19 protein-coding genes and 1 tRNA gene are annotated in these 18090 nt (G+C 66.9%); 7 read left to right on the forward strand and 13 right to left on the reverse strand.

Annotated features, from left to right (window positions below; all coding sequences use genetic code 11):
- Positions 1 to 46: 46 nt before the first annotated feature.
- Positions 47 to 526, reverse strand: a complete 480-nt coding sequence (locus ACT9TC_RS08870) for an aminoacyl-tRNA deacylase (protein WP_458040170.1) — start codon at positions 524 to 526, stop codon at positions 47 to 49.
- Entirely contained in the window at positions 519 to 1103 is a 585-nt protein-coding gene (locus ACT9TC_RS08875; protein WP_458040171.1) for a DNA helicase, read from the reverse strand. Before ACT9TC_RS08875 ends, ACT9TC_RS08870 begins: the two co-directional genes overlap by 8 nt.
- A gap of 107 nt (positions 1104 to 1210) precedes the next feature.
- Between ACT9TC_RS08875 and ACT9TC_RS08880 the strand changes: the two genes are divergently transcribed.
- Positions 1211 to 1768 (forward strand): peptidylprolyl isomerase, encoded by a 558-nt coding sequence (locus ACT9TC_RS08880; RefSeq protein ID WP_458040172.1) that lies wholly within the window; start codon positions 1211 to 1213, stop codon positions 1766 to 1768.
- A 258-nt stretch (positions 1769 to 2026) separates the two neighbouring features.
- Complete coding sequence (locus ACT9TC_RS08885; RefSeq protein ID WP_458040173.1) at positions 2027 to 2623, forward strand: rhomboid family intramembrane serine protease; 597 nt, start codon at positions 2027 to 2029, stop codon at positions 2621 to 2623.
- Between the two features lie 61 nt (positions 2624 to 2684).
- Here ACT9TC_RS08885 and ACT9TC_RS08890 read toward each other — a convergent pair whose 3' ends face one another.
- Entirely contained in the window at positions 2685 to 2918 is a 234-nt protein-coding gene (locus tag ACT9TC_RS08890; RefSeq protein WP_458040174.1) for a cell division protein CrgA, read from the reverse strand.
- 60 nt (positions 2919 to 2978) lie between these two features.
- Here ACT9TC_RS08890 and ACT9TC_RS08895 point away from each other — a divergent pair, with 60 nt between their 5' ends.
- The 3 genes from ACT9TC_RS08895 to ACT9TC_RS08905 are packed head-to-tail and all read left to right on the forward strand — an operon-like array spanning position 2979 to position 4641.
- Positions 2979 to 3848, forward strand: coding sequence for a class E sortase (locus ACT9TC_RS08895; protein ID WP_458042904.1), 870 nt, complete (start codon positions 2979 to 2981; stop codon positions 3846 to 3848).
- Complete coding sequence (locus ACT9TC_RS08900; protein ID WP_036296682.1) at positions 3848 to 4003, forward strand: hypothetical protein; 156 nt, start codon at positions 3848 to 3850, stop codon at positions 4001 to 4003. The genes ACT9TC_RS08895 and ACT9TC_RS08900 overlap by 1 nt, the downstream gene beginning before the upstream one ends.
- Positions 4000 to 4641 (forward strand): anthranilate synthase component II, encoded by a 642-nt coding sequence (locus tag ACT9TC_RS08905; protein WP_458040175.1) that lies wholly within the window; start codon positions 4000 to 4002, stop codon positions 4639 to 4641. The genes ACT9TC_RS08900 and ACT9TC_RS08905 overlap by 4 nt, the downstream gene beginning before the upstream one ends.
- 31 nt (positions 4642 to 4672) lie before the next feature.
- Here ACT9TC_RS08905 and pknB read toward each other — a convergent pair whose 3' ends face one another.
- The 7 genes from pknB to ACT9TC_RS08940 form a co-directional block, all read right to left on the reverse strand.
- Positions 4673 to 6379 (reverse strand): Stk1 family PASTA domain-containing Ser/Thr kinase, encoded by a 1707-nt coding sequence (gene pknB / locus ACT9TC_RS08910; RefSeq protein ID WP_458040176.1) that lies wholly within the window; start codon positions 6377 to 6379, stop codon positions 4673 to 4675.
- Positions 6380 to 6458: 79 nt separating this feature from the next.
- On the reverse strand, positions 6459 to 8213 hold the full coding sequence (locus ACT9TC_RS08915; RefSeq protein ID WP_458040177.1) for a serine/threonine-protein kinase: 1755 nt from the start codon (positions 8211 to 8213) through the stop codon (positions 6459 to 6461).
- The gene (locus ACT9TC_RS08920) at positions 8210 to 9667 is read right to left on the reverse strand and encodes a peptidoglycan D,D-transpeptidase FtsI family protein (RefSeq protein WP_458040178.1); all 1458 of its coding nucleotides are present in this window, start codon (positions 9665 to 9667) and stop codon (positions 8210 to 8212) included. The genes ACT9TC_RS08915 and ACT9TC_RS08920 overlap by 4 nt, the downstream gene beginning before the upstream one ends.
- Positions 9664 to 11016 (reverse strand): FtsW/RodA/SpoVE family cell cycle protein, encoded by a 1353-nt coding sequence (locus tag ACT9TC_RS08925; RefSeq protein WP_458042905.1) that lies wholly within the window; start codon positions 11014 to 11016, stop codon positions 9664 to 9666. Before ACT9TC_RS08925 ends, ACT9TC_RS08920 begins: the two co-directional genes overlap by 4 nt.
- 50 nt (positions 11017 to 11066) lie before the next feature.
- A complete protein-coding gene (locus ACT9TC_RS08930; RefSeq protein ID WP_458040179.1) occupies positions 11067 to 12314 on the reverse strand; it encodes a PP2C family protein-serine/threonine phosphatase in 1248 nt (415 codons plus the stop codon).
- A gap of 3 nt (positions 12315 to 12317) precedes the next feature.
- Positions 12318 to 12890 (reverse strand): FHA domain-containing protein FhaB/FipA, encoded by a 573-nt coding sequence (locus tag ACT9TC_RS08935; RefSeq protein ID WP_458040180.1) that lies wholly within the window; start codon positions 12888 to 12890, stop codon positions 12318 to 12320.
- Complete coding sequence (locus ACT9TC_RS08940; RefSeq protein WP_458040181.1) at positions 12887 to 13630, reverse strand: FhaA domain-containing protein; 744 nt, start codon at positions 13628 to 13630, stop codon at positions 12887 to 12889. The genes ACT9TC_RS08935 and ACT9TC_RS08940 overlap by 4 nt, the downstream gene beginning before the upstream one ends.
- Before the next feature lie 234 nt (positions 13631 to 13864).
- Between ACT9TC_RS08940 and ACT9TC_RS08945 the strand changes: the two genes are divergently transcribed.
- A tRNA-Leu gene (locus ACT9TC_RS08945) sits at positions 13865 to 13951 on the forward strand.
- Positions 13952 to 14027: 76 nt separating this feature from the next.
- On the opposite strand, the gene ACT9TC_RS08950 is transcribed toward ACT9TC_RS08945, so the two are convergent.
- Positions 14028 to 14672, reverse strand: a complete 645-nt coding sequence (locus ACT9TC_RS08950; RefSeq protein ID WP_458040182.1) for a GntR family transcriptional regulator — start codon at positions 14670 to 14672, stop codon at positions 14028 to 14030.
- 296 nt (positions 14673 to 14968) lie between these two features.
- On the opposite strand from ACT9TC_RS08950, the gene ACT9TC_RS08955 reads away from it, so the two are divergent.
- Positions 14969 to 15175 carry a cold-shock protein gene (locus ACT9TC_RS08955; RefSeq protein WP_036296657.1) on the forward strand — a complete coding sequence of 69 codons (207 nt, stop codon included), beginning with the start codon at positions 14969 to 14971 and terminating at the stop codon, positions 15173 to 15175.
- A 69-nt stretch (positions 15176 to 15244) separates the two neighbouring features.
- On the opposite strand, the gene ACT9TC_RS08960 is transcribed toward ACT9TC_RS08955, so the two are convergent.
- Positions 15245 to 17254, reverse strand: coding sequence for a bifunctional lysylphosphatidylglycerol flippase/synthetase MprF (locus ACT9TC_RS08960; protein ID WP_458042906.1), 2010 nt, complete (start codon positions 17252 to 17254; stop codon positions 15245 to 15247).
- Positions 17255 to 17347: 93 nt separating this feature from the next.
- Positions 17348 to 18022, reverse strand: a complete 675-nt coding sequence (locus ACT9TC_RS08965; protein ID WP_458040183.1) for an HAD hydrolase-like protein — start codon at positions 18020 to 18022, stop codon at positions 17348 to 17350.
- Positions 18023 to 18090: the final 68 nt, after the last annotated feature.

The following is an 18090-nucleotide window of genomic DNA, read 5'->3' on the forward strand; positions in this document are numbered from 1 at the left end:
AGTAATGTGTCCGACGTGGAGCGTGTGGCATTCTCCGCCTGCTGCATCAGCCGATCGGCTGTGAAATGTCGGCCACCGTAGCCCCGAGCGCAGCGAAAAGCGCGTCCGAGTCGGCAAAAACGCTGTAGCCGTGAGCGCCGGCTCCGAGTGCCACACGCCCCGAGATCGTGTCGTCGGCGTACACGGGCCAAGCGGTCGAGCTCCCGAGGGGAACGATCGTCCCGCGTTCATATCCGGTCGCAGCGAGTGCCCGTTCTGGATCGGGCATTTGTAGCTTGTTCACACCCACGACGCCGCGCAGCTTCGCCCACGCGATCTGCCGATCCCCGGGGATCAAGGCGAAGAGGTAGGTGTCGTCGCTGCGTTTCACGACGAGGGTCTTGACGATGTTTCGTGGCTCAATGCCGAGCAAGCGGGCAGCCTCATCGAGGCTGCCCGCTTCCGGTCGCTCACGGATCTCGATATCGAGACCCAGATCGGATGCCGCCGAGCGCACACGTGCGGTGGCGGCATCCGGGTCACTCATCGGGGGAGCGAAGGGGGTCGTCAGCAACCCAGAGCTCGTCGTCGGCACGCAGCGTCTGCCACGCGGCGTACAGCACACCGGCGGCGGCAATCACGCCGAGAACGACCGCGATAACACTGCCGGTGCTCATGCCGGGCTTCTTGGGCTCGAGCACGGCCAGCTTCTTCGACATGGCCTTGGTGGCCTTCTTGCTGTACGAATCTGCCTTCTTGCCGAAGCTGCGGGCGTCCGGGAGGGCGAACCCGCGACCGCTCGCCAGGCGGGATCGGGTGTCGTTGGCCGCGTCCCAGACCGAGAGGGCCCCACCAACGACGCCGCCGACGGCCGGGACGACCCGGTGCTCGAGGACGTCGCGACTGACCTTCGCGCTCTTGTCGACGATGGGGGCGACGCGGTGTTCGTACGTCGACTGGACGGCGGGGCCGACCTGCTCGCGTGAGTAGTGGCCGAGCTGACGGCCGGCTTCGCGGGCGATGCCCGCGGCCTCTCCTACGAGTACCTGCTGCGTCTGCCACACCTTGTTGGCGGAATCCTGCAGCTTGCGGAGCTCTTTCTTGCGCTTACGACTCAGGCTCACGGCTGCCTCCTTATTCGTCGGGGGACGACGATGCGCCCCTCCCCATCTTGCCACGGTGAGCCGGTCAGGCCAGAGTTCGCGGCAAACTCCTATGCCAGAATGGATCAATGCCGCATCACACCGCTGTCGCCACACTCCACACCAACCACGGCGACATTGTCGTCAACCTTTACGGTGACCACGCTCCCCGCACGGTTCGCAACTTCATCGGGCTCTCCGACGGAACCGGCGAATGGACCGACCCCGCCACGGGCAAGCCCGGCGAAGGCGCCCTCTACACGGATGTGGTCTTCCACCGCATCATCCCCGGTTTCATGATCCAGGGCGGCGACCCGCTCGGGATGGGTACCGGAGGACCGGGCTACAACTTCGACGACGAGATCAGCCCCGAGCTGAACTTCAACGCGCCGTACATCCTGGCGATGGCGAACGCCGGGCTGCGCCGCAACGCAATCACGGGCAAGGCCGAAGGCACGAACGGCTCGCAGTTCTTCATCACGACCGACCCGACCCCGTGGCTGCAGGGCAAGCACACGATCTTCGGTGAGGTCGCGGAAGACGCCTCGCGCGCCGTGGTCGACGCCATCGGCGCCGTTCCCACCGCGGGCGGCGACCGGCCGATCGAGCCCGTCGTGCTGCAGTCGGTCGACATCGTCACGGTCTGACGCACTCGCGTGAGCGCTGACGGGGCACGTAATCCCGAGGACTTCTGCTACCGGCATCCCGATCGCCGGAGCTACGTGCTCTGTCAGCGCTGTTTGCGCACCATCTGCCCCGAGTGCCAGACACAGGGAGCGGTCGGGGTCATCTGCCCCGAATGCATGAAAGAGCAGCGCGCGAATACGCCGCCGGCAGTCCGACGTGCGCGCGCCTCTGTGCGCGCGATCAGCGGTCGTCCATTGGTGACGTACTGGATCGTCGGGGTGACTGTCGCTCTGTTCGTGCTCGACTACATCCCCGGCCTCGACCTGACGGGCCTGTTCCTATTCAACAGCGCCTACCTCGATCCTTCACTCGGATTCTTCCAGCCGTGGAGAGTGTTCACCGACATGCTGGCTCACTCCGGGCTCTGGCACGTCGGGCTCAATATGTTGGCCGTCTGGATGATCGGCCGAAGCCTTGAGCCACTGCTCGGCCACATCCGATTCCTGCTGCTCTACCTGCTGTCGGGTCTGGCGGGTTCGGTCGCGGTCGCACTGCTCGCGCCTTTCACGTCCGTGATCGGAGCGTCGGGCGCCGTGTTTGGATTGCTCGGAGCGCTGCTCGTGATCGGCCGACACATCGGCGCCAACATCACCGGCATCCTGATCATCGTCGGCATCAACCTGGTAGTCGGGTTCTTGCCGGGCTTTTCGATCTCGTGGCAGGCGCACGTCGGCGGGCTAGCCGCCGGAGCGCTCGCGGGACTGATCTTCGCACGGACCCGTCGTGCCGATCAGCGCGGGTTGCAGTACGGACTGCTCGCCGGGCTCGCCGCGGTGCTCTTGGCGCTCTGCGCGGTGCCCGCGATCATCGGCTGAGAGCCGTTGTCCACAGGGTTCTGCACAGGTGTGGAGAATTACACGCGTGTAAGTAGTGCTCTCAGCGCCAACGCGTCGTCATCAAAAAACCGATGAGAGCGATGCCGAAGCCGATGGTCAGGTTCCATGCGCCGATACCCGGAACGGGCAGCGTGCCGTTGCTCAGGTAGAAGACGAGAACCCAGGCGAGGCCTAGGAGCATGAAGCCGATCATGACCGGCAGGAACCAAACGGGATTGGGGGCGTCGACGTCGCGACGGGGCGCGCCGGGGTCGACGTCGTCAGATCGGGACATGACAGCCATTCTAGCGGGGAGCCCGCACACAGCACGGTGGCCTAAGATCGGCGCGTGGATATGCGCGAACCGGGGGAACAGCGAGCAGCTGATGAGCCGACGCGCCCGGAGGCGGCGATGAGCCCCGAAGCTTCGGACACGCGGCGAAGTCGCGCCCGCCGCGGGCGAAAAATCTCCGTCATCGGAGTCGCCGGCGAATTGCTTCTGACGGCCGGCGTCTTCGTGTTGCTGTTCGTGGGGTGGCAGATGTGGATCGGCGATCAGATCGCATCGGCCCAGAACAGGGCCGATGCGCTAGCACTCGCCGAGGAATGGCAGGACTCGCCACCGATCGCGGACCCGAATCCGTCTGCGTCGGCGGCCCCCGAAGAGCCCGCCGCGCCCGCCGCGCCCGCCGCGCCGGTCGAACCCGTGATCGCGCCCGTGATCGCGCCCGAACCTGGCGATGGCGAGGTGTTCGGCATCATGTACGTCCCCCGCTTCGGCGCGGACTTTGCCGCCCGCATCGGTGGCGGCGTCTCGCGGGCTCGCACCCTCGACACGATCGGAATCGGGCACTATCCGGGAACGCAGATGCCGGGCGAGGTCGGCAACTTCGCCGTCGCCGCTCACCGCACCGGTTTCGGTGGGGCGCCGTTCTACGCGATCGACGAGCTGCGTGTCGGCGATTCGATCATCATCGAGACCCAGGACGGCTGGTACACGTACCGCTTCCGCACGCTCGAGTACGTTCGGCCCTCGGCGGTAAACGTGCTGGCTCCTGTCCCGCAGAACACGCTCACGGGCGCGGGTGGGCGTTACCTGACCATGACGAGCTGTTCACCCAAGAACACGATCGCCGAGCGCATCATCGCGTACTCCCTTTTCGAATCCTTCCGGCCCCGTGCCGACGGGCCTCCCGAGGGTGTTCCCGGGGCGGTGGTGTCCTGATGTACGGCGCACTCTGGCGTGTACTGCCGGGTCCGTGGTGGATTCGGACGCTGATTCTACTCGTGGCTGCCGCGGCGATTGTGTACGCCCTGTTCTTCTACGTCTTCCCCGTCGTCGCGGTCTGGATCACACCCGAAGAGGTCACGGTCCAGTGACCTTCCGGGTGCTGGTCGTCGACAACGACGACAGCTTCGTCTTCACGCTCGCCGACTACCTCGTCCAGCTCGGCGCGGGGGTTGAGGTCGTGCGGAGTCGGGATATCCCGGTCGGATCCGGTCGGCAGATCTTGGGCGAGCACGACGCAGTTCTGCTCTCGCCGGGACCGGGGTCACCAGGCGAGGCCGGCGCCTCCATCGAGATCGTCCGCACCGCCGAAGGGATGCGGATTCCCCTGCTCGGTGTCTGTCTCGGGCATCAGGCCATCGCCGAGGCCTTCGGTGGCGTCGTGTCCACGGCCGCCGAGCTGATGCACGGCAAGACCTCGAGCGTCGTGCACGACGGCACCGGGCTGTTCGAGGGCATCACGGCACCGTTCACGGCGACGCGGTATCACTCGCTCGCGGTGACGGAGGATTCACTCCCCTCACAACTCCGCGTGACCGCCCGAACCGATGGCGGCGTCATCATGGCGCTCGAACATCGTGGGGCGCCTCTGCGCGGCGTTCAGTTCCACCCCGAGAGTGTGCTCACCGAGGGTGGCCACCGCCTGCTCGCGAACTGGCTCGCCGAGGCGGGCATGCCCGAGGCTCTCGCCGCGGCAGAGGGCAAGCATCCGCTTGTCGGATCTGCCTAACGACTCGTCTGTTCGACCAGCCGGCCGAACGCTACGGTGCGGGGGCGGTGCAGACGGTGAGGGCGATCGTTGAACCGACCGCCGCTTCGCCCGGCGCAATCGACTGTTGTGTGACGGTCTCGGGATCGGTCGCGGGACAACTCGGGTCCTCGATCCGACTTGCGGTGAGCCCGACGCTCGGGCCCTGAATGCTCTCGGTCGCCGCCTGCAGGGTGAACCCGACATAGTTGATGATCGGCACACGTCCGGTCGCCGTCACCAGATTGACGGGGGATCGGACGATGACGCTCTCTTCCGCGGCGGGCGACGACGAGATGACTGTGCCCTCGGCTTTGCCCGGAACGCTTCGCGAGCTGATCTGCCCGACCGTGAGCCCGGCTGCTTCGATCGCGGCGCGGGCGTCTGCCTCGGACAACCCCTCGAGAGGCGGTACGAGCGTCGTCTCTGCACCCGTGGAGACGTACACCGTCACGTCCTGGCCCTCGGTGACGCCGACCCCCGCCGCGGGGACGGTCCGCACAACTGAACCCTCACTGACTGTGTCGCTCGCCTCATCGCGGCGGACCGCGTTGAGGTCTGCTTCGGCCAGGGCGCTGTTGGCTGCCTCGTACGTCTGACCGACGACCGGGGGAACGACGCGGGCCGTGGAGGGGACTTCCGACTGCGGCTGGATCGTGACGATCCAGAAGAAGAGCGAGATGATCACCACGGCGAGCACGGCGACACCGGTCCAGATCCACGCCGCGGGCGGTCCGCTCTGCGTGCGGGCCATGGTCTCGTCGGTGCTCAGCTGACGCAGCGAGCGTGCCGTTTCGGCGGCCTGGCGAGGGTTCGCACCGTACAGCTCGGTGGTGAGTGCCCCGAGCTGGCGCTTGCTGGGGGCGGCGCCGCCGACGGCCGCGGCCAGCGCGGCGCGGAACTGCTCGGCAGATTGGTAGCGCTGGAAGGGATCCTTGGCGAGGGCGCGCAGCACGACCGCGTCGAGGGCGCGCGAGACGTCGGGGTTGAGCTCGGACGGAGCATCCGGTGTCTCACTGACGTGCTGGTAGGCCACGGCGACCGGGGACTCGCCCCGGAAAGGAGCGCGACCGGTGAGCAGCTCGAAAAGCACCACACCCGTCGAGTACAGGTCGGCGCGGCCGTCTACGGCCTCGCCCTTTGCCTGCTCGGGAGAGAAATACGCCGCCGTACCGAGGATCGCGGTCGTGTCCGCGACGGTGGACGACGAATCCGAGACAGCGCGCGCGATGCCGAAGTCCATGACTTTGACGTGACCTGGGTCGGTGATCATCACGTTGCCGGGCTTGATGTCGCGGTGTACGACACCGGCGCGGTGCGAGTACTCCAGCGCCTCGAGGATTCCGTCGACATAGCGGACGGCGTCGGCTTCGGGCACCGGCCCGGCGTCGATGACGTCCTTCAGAAGGGCACCCTCGACGAGTTCCATCACGATGTACGGGACCGGATGCGTCGAGCCATCCGGGTCGCGCTCGGTTTCTTCTCCGGCATCGAAAACGCGCACGATCGTGGGATTCGCCATCCGGGATGCCGCTTGAGCCTCGAGGCGGAATCGCGTGCGGAAGGCCGCATCGTCGGCCAGCTCGCGCTTGAGCATCTTGATCGCAATCGCGCGACCGAGTGTCAGGTCATAGCCCCGGTAGACCGATGCCATTCCCCCGCGACCGACGATCTCGTCGATGCGATATCGACCGGACAGCACGCGTGGCTCAGTCGTCACGGGGTACTCCTCGTCGATGGGGAAGGGGGACTTCCTAGCCTAGGCGGCGGCTATGGATCGGATGGCGGCGACGCGACGGTCAGGGTGCCGCCGGTGGCGTTGATGGCGTTGCCGGTGCCGGGGTGATCGTCGCGGCTGCCTCGGCCGACTCCGGCGACGTGCGATCGCCACCGGGCCCGCCCGTGCACGTCACCGTGTACTTGACGATGAGCGACTGGCCCGCGTTCTCGCTGACCTCGATCGGCGCGGTCCGCTGGTTGGCGGCGATCACGATCGACGACTGTCCGTTCGAGAACAGGCCATTCGAAGCGGTCAGGTTGTACGACAGCACAGAGCCGGTGCCGGTGGCGCAGCTGTAGCCCGACCACTGCACGTCCACGGTGTCACCCGCGGTGACGGTCGTCACGGGGGTTCCACCGTCTTGGATGGTGGGGGCGCCAGGGGCGTTCATCGGCGTGATGTCGCCGTAGTACGTCAGCACGAGCTCGCGCGACTTGGGAACGTTGCCTTGCGGCTCGATGCGGTAGACAGTGCCGACCTCGTCTTGTGAGGCGGCCGCGTCTCCAGCCGTACACGTAACTGTCTCCATGCCTGCATCGAGTGCGGTCTGGCGGGCAGCCTCGCAGTCAACACCCATGAGATCTAGAGCGCTGACATCGACAGATGTCGGCGTCGGGGCGGGTTCGGTCGAAGGTGCGGACGGAGTCGGTGCCGTCGACGTAGTCGAGTCGGACGGATCGGGACTCCCGCCCTGGTTCGCCAGGAGCGCCCAGACGGCACCGCCGAGCACGAGCAGCAGCAGGACGATCAGCGCGATCAGCGGCCAGGTCCACGGGCTACGCTTCCGCGGCGGTGCCTCGTCAACGACGGTTGCTGTCGCACCCGTCGCGGCGGACGGGGTCAGCAGACGTGTTGCCGCGTCGAGCGGTGCCGCCGACGTGAGCAGCTGGGTTGCGTCATCCGTCGCCACGACACCCGTCGCGATCGCGGGGATCGCAGCCGCGGCCGCGACGATGTCCCCGCGACGCAGAGCCGTAGCGGCGCGCGCGACGACCGCGGTCGAGCTCGGGCGGTCGTCCGGCTTCTTCGCGATCATGGCGAAGACGAGGTTCTGTACCGGAACCGCAACGGTCGGCGGAAGCGGAGGCGCCTGCTCGTTGATCTGCGCCATCGCGATCGCGACCTGCGACTCACCCGTGAAGGGGCGCTTGCCGGCGAGGCACTCGTACGCGACGATGCCGAGCGAGTAGATGTCGGTCGCGGCCGAGGCGGGATGTCCGGATGCCTGCTCGGGCGAGAGGTACTGAACGGTACCCATGACCTGGCCCGTGGCCGTCAGGGGCACCTGGTCGGCGATGCGAGCGATGCCGAAGTCGGTGATCTTCACGCGTCCATCGGGCGTGATCAGCAGGTTGCCCGGCTTAATGTCGCGGTGCACCAGGCCGGCCGCATGGGCCGCCTGCAGAGCAGCGGATGTCTGGGCGACGATGTCGAGCGTCTTGTCGGTCGACAGGGTGCCGTCGCGCTCGAGGATCGTTGACAGGGCCTCGCCCGGAACGAGTTCCATGACGAGGAAGGCGCTGCCGTTCTCCTCGCCGTAGTCGAAGACGCTGGCGATGCCCTCGTGGTTGACCAGGGCCGCGTGCCGGGCCTCGGCGCGGAAGCGCTCGAGGAAGCCCGGGTCGCCCATGTACTCGTCTTTGAGGATCTTGATCGCGACGGTACGGCCGATGACGTGGTCGGTGGCTTCCCAGACCTCGCCCATGCCACCGATGGCGATGCGCGAGATCAGTTCGTAGCGGCCGCCGAAGGACACTCCCTGTGTGGGTCTCATCGCTCCAGCACCGCCTCCATGACCGCCTTGCCGATCGGGGCCGCGAGCAGATTCGATCCGCCTTGCTGGCCCCGCCCTGCGCCGTTCTCCAGCACAACCGCGACCGCAACCTGCGGGTCATCCGCGGGCGCGAAGCCCGTGAACCAGAGGGTGTACGGAGCGGTCGCACCGTTCTCCGCCGTGCCGGTTTTTCCGGCCACCTCTACGCCGTCTATTCTTGCACCCGACGCCACGCCGTTCTGGACATTCGCCACCATCATCTGGGTCATGGTCGCTGCATCCTCTTCGCTCAGGGCACGTTCGAACTCTTCGTTGTCGAAGGTCTGTTGCACCGACAGGTCGGGGCCGATCACGCGGTCGACCATGCGGGGGTTCATCACGACGCCCTCGTTTGCGATCCCGGCCGAAACCATCGCCATCTGGAGCGGGGTCGCGCGGACATCGCCCTGGCCGAAGCCCGTAAGGGCGGTCGGGGCATCCTCGAGCGCGCGCGGGTACGTCGATGCGGTCGACTCGAGGGGCATCGCGAACGACGAGTTGAAGCCGTACTTCTCGGCCTCTTCGCGGATCGCGTTGTCGCCTAGTTCGACCGCGAGCTGGGCCATCGGGATGTTGCACGAGAGGCGGAGAGCGTCGGCCAACGTGACGGTTTCGCCCGGCCCGCACGTACCGCCACCGGAGTTGTTGATGAAGTCGGATGATCCCGGCAGTTGCCACTGAGCGGGGTTCGCGAAGGTCGATTCGGGCGTGTAGCGACCCGAAGCCAGCGCCGCCGATGCGACGACGAGCTTGAAGGTCGAACCCGGAGGGTTCAGGGTTCCCGCGATGGCTCGATTCGACAGCGGGCGCAGGGGGTCGGCATCGAGCGCCGCGTAGGCGTCGTTGACCTCGGCCGAGCTGTGTGCGGCAAGCAGGTTGGTGTCGAAACTCGGGGTCGTGACCATCGCGAGGATGCGGCCGGTGGACGGCTCGATCGCGATCACCGCGCCCTCGTAGCCCTGCAGGGCATCCCAGGCGGCCTGTTGCGCCCGCGGCAGAAGGCTCGTGGCGACGTTCGAGCCCTGCGGCTTCTGGCCCGTGATGATCTGATCGAGGCGCTGCAGAAACTGCGATCCGGATGTGCCGCTGAGATCCTGATTCATCGCGCTCTCAAGCCCGGTTCGAGAGTTCAGCAGAGGGTTGATGTATCCCGTAACGGGGGCCCACATCGCCGCATCGGTGTAGACCCGCTGGAACGAGTAGATGTCATCCGACGGCACGGAGTAGGCGATGGCCGCGCCATCCGCGATGATCGCCCCGCGCTGAACCTGGTACGCGTCGTACAGTGCGCGCGTGTTCGCGGGATTCTCGGCAAGAGTGTCGACCTGGACGACCTGGATCCAGCTCGTCGCGCCGAACAGGGCAAGGAACATCGCCAGGATGACGACCGAAAGGCGACGGAGTTCTTTGTTCATCCGATGACCACCCGGGGACGAGAGCGCACGGCGTCCGAGACGCGCAAGAAAAGAGCCACGATGAGCCAGTTCGCGACGAGCGACGAACCACCGGCAGCGAGGAACGGAGTCGTCAGTCCCGTCAGCGGGATCAAGCGGGTCACTCCGCCGACCATGATGAAGACCTGCAGGGCGATCGTGAATGCCAGCCCGGTCGCGAGGAGCTTGCCGAAGTCATCCTGGCCAGCGAGTCCGATGCGGATGCCTCGGCTGACGAAGAGCATGTACAGACACAGGATCGCGAAAACACCGATCAGCCCGAGCTCTTCGCCGAGGCTCGGGACGATGTAGTCGCTCTGCGACAGCGGCGTCAGATAGGGACGGCCCTGGCCGAGCCCCGTGCCGATCAGCCCGCCCTGCGCGAGTCCGAAGATGCCCTCGACGAGCTGGAAGCTTCCCCCCGTGCGATCGATCACCTCGGGATCGAAGGCGTGCCACCAGGCCGAGATGCGGGATCCGACATATGTCATGACCTGTGAGGCGATGAACACGCCAGCGAACGCGAGGGCCAGCCCGATCACGACCCAGCTGGTGCGGCCCGTCGCTGTGTAGAGCATGGCGATGAACATGCCGAAGATCAGCACGCCGGTGCCGAGGTCGCGCTGCAGCACGATGATCGCGAGCGAGACGACCCAGATGATCAGCAGGGGCCCGATCTCGCGCGCACGCGGCCAGGCCATGCCGAGGAAGCGATGCCCGGTCGAGGTGAGGCTCTCGCGCGTCCGCACGAGATAGCCAGCGAAGAAGATCGCCAGGGCGATCTTCGCCAGTTCGGCGGGCTGGAAGGTGAACAGACCGCCGATCGAGACCCACACAGCGGCGCCCGTGCCTTCCGCGGCCAAGCCGGGGATCGCGGGAAGCAGCAGCAGGATGAGTCCGACGAACCCCGAGACGTAGGTGTAGCGGAAGAGCACGCGGTAGTTGCGCAGAAGAATGACCACGGCGACGGCACCGGCCACGGCGATGCCGGTCCAGGCGATCTGGCGTGTGGATGCCGCATCCCATCCCACGGCGTCCTTCGCGATGTCGATCCGGTAGATCATCGCGAGACCGAGGCCCGTGAGAGTTGTTGCAATCGGTACGACGATCGGGTCCGCGTTGGGTGCCCGGAATCGCAGCACGATGTGCAGCGTGAGCACCAAGACGGCGAGGGCTCCGAAGTAGTACAGGATCGTCCACTCGATACCACCGAGCGCGCCGAGCTGCACGAGGGCGACCGCGGATCCGCTCACCGCGAAGGCGAGCAGCAGAAGACCGAGCTCGCGGTTGCGCTGGGTCTGAGGCATCCGGAGCGTGCGGAGCGCCTTCATGACGGTCGTGTCGGCTTTGAGTTCGGCGGTGTCGCCTTGCTTGGTCGAGGTCACGGGTTCACCCCCAACGGTTCGGTCGTGGCGCGCAGGCGCTCGACGATCTCACGGGCCTCGGTCAACGACCCCGCCGAAACGGTCGATTCGACCGCCTGTCGCGTGAACTCGTCCAGGTCGTCGAGATCGATGCCCGTCTCTTCATAGACCTCGGACAGCGAGATCGGGCCGATGTCCTGCTGAATGCCCCGGTAGACGACGACCATCTCTTGATCGGCACCGACGAAGAATCGCGTCTGCGTCCACGAATACGCGAGGAGTGCGCCGACGACGAGCAGCGCGACCACGACCACCGCGCCGACGATCCAGCCGATACGACGGCGACGGGCACGGCGACGGTCCTCTTCGATGAGCTCTTCAAGGAACTCGGCTGCGGGCTCGAAGTGTGTCGGTTCGTTCGCAGCCTGACGATTGGGGTGCAGCCAGCTGCTGCGTCCCGGGCGTGCGGCGGGAACATCGAAGTCGAGCGGGGTCGACGCCGAGCCGACGATGGTCGGCGTTCCCACCACGACGGGATGCGAGCCGCCGACGTCGACGATCACGATGGTGACGTTGTCGGGTGCGCCGGCGTCGAGGGCTTGCTTCAGAAGCACGTCGGCGGTGCGTTGGGGTGTGAGACCCTGCGCGAGTGCCTTCGCCGTATGGGGATCGTCGACGACGCCCGAGAGGCCGTCCGAACACAGCAGCCACCGGTCACCGGGCTGAGTCGCCATGATGAATGTGTCGACGTCGGGGTGAGCGTCCATGTCGCCGAGCACGCGCATCAGCACGGAGCGCCGGGGGTGGAAGCGCGCCTCCTCGACGGTGATGCGGCCCGAATCGACGAGGCGCTGCACGAACGTGTGGTCCGTCGTGATCTGTGTGAGCTGGTCGTCGCGGTAGAGGTAGATGCGCGAGTCGCCGATGTGAGCGATGACCGCGTGATCGTCGATCATCAAGAGCGCGCTCACCGTGGTGCCGAGCCCCGAGAGTTCGGGCCGCTGCTCGACCGTATCGATCAGGGCGGATGCCGTTTCGGTGATCGTGTCGCGCAGCTCGCGCTCGGCCTCGGCCGTGCTCGCAAAGGGCCGATCGAGGCCTTCGAGGTGACGGATCGCGATCGATGACGCGACATCACCGCCCGCGTGACCACCCATACCGTCGGCGACGACATAGAGGTTGGACCCGGAATAGCCCGAGTCCTGGTTGTTGGAGCGGACCTTGCCCGTATGGGACAAGGCCGCCGCGGAACCCTCGAAGACCATCAACTACTTCTGCAGCTCGAAGGTGGTCGCGCCGACCTTGATGGGCGCGCCGATCGTCACCGGTGTGGGGGCCTGCACGCGGGCGCCATCGTGCCAGGTGCCGTTCGTCGAATCGAGGTCCTGAATCATCCACTGCTCGCCCCACAGCACCAGGCGTGCGTGATGGCTGGAGGTGTAGTCGTCTCGGATCACCAGACCCGATTCGCTCGAGCGGCCGATCGTGAGCGGTTCGTTCGTCAGGGGGAGCTCGAGCCCGGCCTTCGGCCCTGAGGTGATGACGATGCGCTGGACCGATTCGGTCGTTGCGGCGCCGCCCTTCTTGCCGGCTCGTGAGGGCGCAGGGGCTGCCGCCGGCGCGGGGGTCGACGGGGCGGGTGGCGCGGTCGGGGGTGCCTGCGCGGTGGCTGAAGCTGCGGCGGCTCCCGGGGCGCCTGCGGCTTCACTTGCGGGCTCAGGCATGCGGCGCACGCGCACGCCGAAGAGATCCGCGCGCATCGAGTAGACGACAACGAAGACGAAGGCCCACAGCAGGAGCAGGAAGCCGATCCGCAGCAGGAGAAGGGTGAGCTCGCTCATCGCGCCCCGCTTCCACCGAGCGCGTCGAACGCACGGGTCACATCGGCGGGCGGTGGTGGCGGAGGCTTCGGGGGTCGCGCCTGCGCGACGACGCGGAAGACGATGTCAGTGCGTCCGATCCGAATCGTCGAGTCCGGCTCGAGCGCGGCCTGCGTGACGCGCTGGCCGTTGAGGGAGGACCCGTTGGTCGATCCGAGGTCGCGGACCATGGCGCGTTCGCCGTCCCACAGAATCTCGACGTGCTTTCGGCTCGTGCCGGCGTCGGGGATTGTGATGTCGGCGTCGCTGCCCCGACCGATTACTGTTCGGCTCGAAGTCAGGGGGTGCCGTTTGCCATCGATATCGACGACGGCGCGCCACGAAACGCGGCCCTCTTCTGTCGTGGAACTGACGCGCAGCGTTCCCGCCGCGACATTGGGATCGACGCCGAGCCGGATGCTGACGGCACCCGCAAACGTGTAGCCCTGTGCCTTCGCGTGCTTCTGCACGAGCGTGTCGAGCTCGGTCAGTAACGTGTCGCCGAGCGCCGCCATCTTGGCGTGGTCGGCGGGCGAGAGTTCGACGACGAAGGTGTTGGGCGCGAGGATGCGGTCGCGGCTGACGACCGCGGCCTTCTTGTCGAGCTCGCCGCGCAGGGCGGAGGCGATCTCGACCGGTTGGATGCCGCTGCGAAAGGTGCGCGCGAAAGCACCGTTTACGGCGCGCTCGAGACCCTTCTCGAAGCTGTCAAGTAGACCCACGGGGCTCCTCAGGCGGGGCGGATGGTAGGCCCATCGTAGTCAGCGAGGCTGGATAGGCCCCGACGATCGGGGAGTTGTGCGGGATAACGCTCTTCGTCGCCGGAGGAGATCGGCGCGGAGAGGAGAACTCTGTTGTGCCCGAGTCCTCCTCTGGCCCTGTGATCCTCGTCTCGCGTCGCCGCGCACCCGTGATATTCTCGGCAGGTTGAGTTTTGGGGCGTATGTCCCAAATTCGCGCGAGTGGCGGAATAGGCAGACGCGCTGGCTTCAGGTGCCAGTGCCCGAAAGGGCGTGGGGGTTCAACTCCCCCCTCGCGCACCAGAGATTTCTCGACGTTCGAGACATCCGGTGTCGCAGTTGGCCCAGGATCCTTCGGGATTACTGGGCCAGAGTCGTTTCAGGCGAGCGGATGCTGCTCGCGCACAATCCGCTCGGCCCCGTCCGCATCGCGCGCAAGGAAAGCGTCGCACAGGCGCACGAACGAATCGGCTCGCAGGATCGGATCACCGGGGTGCGGGGTCCACCCGACGAGTAGGCGCGCGACGGGCAGGTGGATATCGCGGAGCGTCTGGATGAGCATCCGATTTCGCGATACGTGCGTGATTCGCCGGAACAGCGCGACCATGAGCGCCGACAGCTCACGCGGATCGGCTTCGGAGGTGGCGGCCGCGACCTGATCGAGGAGTGCGCAGATCTCCGCGAGCTCCTCATCGGTTGCTCGCATCACTGCGAGACGGGCCGCGATGCCGCTGAGCTGTCCGATGTATTCGATTGCCTCCGCACGGCTGGACTCGTCGGGCGTGGTGACCCGGGTATAGCGGTGCGCGGCTACTTCGAGCAGGCCCTGACTGGCTAGGCGCTGGATGGCCTCGCGGACCGGCGTGCGGGAAATCCCGTACAGATCGGCGATCTCGACATCACGGATGCGTTCGCCGGGGGCGAGGCGGCCGTCGAGGATGGCGCGGGCGAGCAAGGCGTAGACGTCGTCTGCCAGCGCAGAACCGCTGGCCTCCAGACGCTCAGCGGGTGCATCAAGGGGCATTTCGGGTGCCTTTTTCGGGTAAGGCACGGCGGAAACCCGCCGCTCGAATAGTGCGAGACATCTTACGCACGGCATACCAGAAACCGGCAGTGAGGGTCACCTTTCCTCGCGGGGAGCAGCACCGCGAGAGGAATTCTCTGATCACGTTCGGGCAACGTTTGTGTCTCCTTCTTTCGAAGGCATTGCGCGATGTCACCCCCGTCGGGGTAGCGTGGTACCACAACCCCGCTCTACTTCGGTGGTGCGGCTTATTACCCGCGAGGCTTTCGGCCTTGCGACTGAAGAGAATGGCAAGTATGTCTAGCACGGGAACCGTCAAGTGGTTCAACGCCGAAAAGGGCTTCGGCTTCATCGCCCCCGATGAGGGTGGCGCCGACGTCTTCGCGCACTACACCGCTATCCAGGCGGGCGGCTACCGCTCGCTCGAGGAGAACCAGCGCGTGGAGTTCGAGACGGCTCAGGGCCCGAAGGGTCTGCAGGCCGAGAACATCCGCCCCGTCTAGGGAGCGAATCACATAAGGACGCACTCCGGAGCTCACGCTCTGGGGTGCGTTCTGCTTTTCCGGCGCGCGTCAGCCGTGGCGCAGCATGTCGACTCCGGCAGCGGCGAACTGGCGCAGGGTCGCGTCCGGCAGGAACGCACGGGTGAGACCCGCCGCGATCCGGGTCAGGTCGCCCTCGTCCCGGTAGAGCAGGTAGATGGGCTCGTACCGTGGGTTGAACTTCGTCTTGAACCGGTGCAGCGATCGGAATCCGTAGACGGGCTCGAGCGCGCTCGACAGTGAGCCCAGTAGTTGGGCGATCGAGCCCTCATCCGGAGTCACCTCGTGCGCGAGTGGTGCGCCCGACAGCGAGAGCGTGAGTGCGCCCTCGGCCGCGAAGTCCCGCGCGGAAGATCCGATCAAGAACTCCATGACCGGGCCGAACCCGCCCTCGCGTCGGCGCATGAGGTCCAGGGTCCAGCCATGCACGGTGCCACCGGGTCCGTACACCGGAAGCCACGACAGAAACCCGTCGACGTCGCCATTCGGTGCGAGCGCGAGCGCGAGTCGCACGTCGGGATCCTCGGCCTCTTGCAGGGTGCCGAGTGTGAACCGCATTTCGGGCAGGCCCTTGTCGCCGACCCATGACTCCGAGATCGCGCGCAACTGCTGTCGAACACCCCAGGGCTCCTCGGCCAAAGTAGTGAGGCGGAAGATCATCCCGTCGCGCTCGCCGCGGTTGAGTGCCTGGCGCACATACGACCAGGCTTTGCCGGTGAACTCGAGCCCGGGCAGATCGACGATCGTGTCGTCCGCAATGACCAGCGCGCGCCATCCGTCCGGCATCGCATCGCGGGTGACCTGGCTGCAGCTGAAGAAGCACGGGATGAGCCCCTGTCCTTCCGTCGTGCGGACGAACGTGCTCACCGAGTTGGGGACGGATGCCGGGGGCCCGAGCGGATCGGCGAGGGCGATCGCAACCCCGAGCCGCGGCTGGAAGGCGACCATGCCGTCGCCGGTGCGCAGGTAGCGAAGCCCCTCCCATGTCGCCATCCACGAGAGGTTGCCGCCGCCCTCCGCGCGGATCAGTGCGCGGACGTCGTCGGTGGATACCGCGGTCCCCTCCCCGATGCGTCGGCGGCGGGTGGCCCGGAACGCCCGGCGGACGATGATCAGGTAGACGAAGAACAGCGCCCACAGCAGCGAGGTGGCGAGCGCGACATCCGGATCGCCGTAAACGTCGTAGACCTCAGCGGGGAAGAGCGCGAACAGGGCGATGATCGCGGCGGCGACCAGCAGGTTCACTGCCGCCCACAGGACGCTCAGAATCCACGCCCACCGGCGGCCGAGACGGAGCCCGCGCGACACCAGCAGCACCACGACGGTGTCGATCGCTACGTCGAGCCAGGGCCCATCGAGCGGCGCGGTCGGCCCGAACGGCCCGTTGGTGGGAAGGAGCAACGACAGGATCTGGATGACCGCGAGCGAGAGGATCACCGCGAACGCGAGCAGCCGCTGTTCGCGAACGGTGGTGCGCTGGATGCGGAATGAACGGTCGATCACGAGCACCAGCGTGATCGCGAAGGCGTGCTCGACATCGGCGAGTGAGCCGAGCAGCAACAGGCTGATCGCTGCGTAGGCGAAGACGATGACCCAGCCGCGCTGGCGCCACGGTGCCGCCAGCAGTCCTATGGAGGCGGCGATGCAGGCCATCGTGCCGCCGGATGCGCCGACATCGAGCTGCCCAGCGAGGGTTGTCGCCCACGGCCAGGGGAGCAGGCGCCCGAACATCAGGAAGGCCGCCGTAGCGAAGATCGCGAAGAGCTGACCGAAACCGAAGTACAGCAGCGCGATGCGTGTACCCCGCTTCATCTCGAGGAAGCCGAGGCCAGCCAGGCTCAGAAGCGTGGGGATGTAGACGACGGGATGCGCGACGAAGAAGGTGCCGGTGAACGGCGTCCACCACCGGCCCGCTTCGAGCGCGGGCAGGCCGTACGCGACCGCCTCGAACCAGGGCTGTTCGGTGACCGGACGCCAGAGACCCTGACCGACGATGCCGACCGCGATCAGGAGTACGAGCAGCGTCAGCGTCGCCGGCATGGCGCGGACGAGGCGCCCGAACAAGCGTGCGGGATGCGGGGGTGTCGGGTCGCTCACGCTGTCAGGCTAGCGAGGGATGCCCGCCGCCGGGCCCTACGCGCCGGGAAGCAGGAGCGCGCGAAGGGCGTCCATGTCGTCCGCGACGGCGGAGGCACCCTCGGATTCGTGCGGCCAGCTGAAGCCCCAGCGCACGAAGATGACCGGCACATCGTGAACCGCGCCCCCGTCGACGTCGTGGTGCCGGTCACCGATGAGCACCGGTCGAGACGTGTCGACTCCCGCGGCCTCGAGTCGGCGCAGAGCCTCGGCGACGATGTCGGACTTGGCGCTCAGCGTCCGCTCGTCGGGGGTGGCGCCCACGATGGTGGTGAAGTCATCCGTCAGCCCGAAGAACTGCATCAGCTCTCGCACCTGGTTCTCGGGCTTGCTGCTCGCGGTCGCTTGGGGTACTCCATCGCGATGCAGGTCGTGGATCAGGTCGACGATGCCGGGGAAGGTCCGCGCGCCGGTCGTGTAGCCGTCGCGCGCCCCGAGTTCGCGATACCACGAGACCGCCGTGGTGGCCTCTTCGGGGGACATGCCGGCCTGAGCCTGGAACGATTCGAACATCGGCGGACCGATCCAGTGCACCAGCTCGGCGCGGGTAGGCGCGGGGCGGCCGAAGTGCTCGAGTGTGATGGTCAGTCGGCGCAGGATGCCGTCCGAGGCATCCACGATCGTGCCATCGACATCCCAGAGGATGCAGGACCAGGGGCAGATGTCGGGCATGGGATCCAGCCTACGGGGCGGGTGAGGGGTCACTCCGTCTCGGCTCTGCGGACCTCGCACAATGACCG

The sequence above is a fragment of the Microbacterium sp. HM-570 genome, assembly GCF_054165885.1.

Coding starts and splice junctions, on each gene's coding strand:
- ACT9TC_RS08870 (WP_458040170.1), bottom strand. CDS start 526: ATGAGTGACCCGGATGCCGCCACCGCACGTGTGCGCTCGGCGGCATCC.
- ACT9TC_RS08880 (WP_458040172.1), top strand. CDS start 1,211: ATGCCGCATCACACCGCTGTCGCCACACTCCACACCAACCACGGCGAC.
- ACT9TC_RS08890 (WP_458040174.1), bottom strand. CDS start 2,918: ATGTCCCGATCTGACGACGTCGACCCCGGCGCGCCCCGTCGCGACGTC.
- ACT9TC_RS08895 (WP_458042904.1), top strand. CDS start 2,979: ATGCGCGAACCGGGGGAACAGCGAGCAGCTGATGAGCCGACGCGCCCG.
- ACT9TC_RS08900 (WP_036296682.1), top strand. CDS start 3,848: ATGTACGGCGCACTCTGGCGTGTACTGCCGGGTCCGTGGTGGATTCGG.
- ACT9TC_RS08915 (WP_458040177.1), bottom strand. CDS start 8,213: ATGAGACCCACACAGGGAGTGTCCTTCGGCGGCCGCTACGAACTGATC.
- ACT9TC_RS08920 (WP_458040178.1), bottom strand. CDS start 9,667: ATGAACAAAGAACTCCGTCGCCTTTCGGTCGTCATCCTGGCGATGTTC.
- ACT9TC_RS08925 (WP_458042905.1), bottom strand. CDS start 11,016: ATGAAGGCGCTCCGCACGCTCCGGATGCCTCAGACCCAGCGCAACCGC.
- ACT9TC_RS08930 (WP_458040179.1), bottom strand. CDS start 12,314: ATGGTCTTCGAGGGTTCCGCGGCGGCCTTGTCCCATACGGGCAAGGTC.
- ACT9TC_RS08935 (WP_458040180.1), bottom strand. CDS start 12,890: ATGAGCGAGCTCACCCTTCTCCTGCTGCGGATCGGCTTCCTGCTCCTG.
- ACT9TC_RS08950 (WP_458040182.1), bottom strand. CDS start 14,672: ATGCCCCTTGATGCACCCGCTGAGCGTCTGGAGGCCAGCGGTTCTGCG.
- ACT9TC_RS08955 (WP_036296657.1), top strand. CDS start 14,969: ATGTCTAGCACGGGAACCGTCAAGTGGTTCAACGCCGAAAAGGGCTTC.
- ACT9TC_RS08960 (WP_458042906.1), bottom strand. CDS start 17,254: ATGCCGGCGACGCTGACGCTGCTCGTACTCCTGATCGCGGTCGGCATC.
- ACT9TC_RS08965 (WP_458040183.1), bottom strand. CDS start 18,022: ATGCCCGACATCTGCCCCTGGTCCTGCATCCTCTGGGATGTCGATGGC.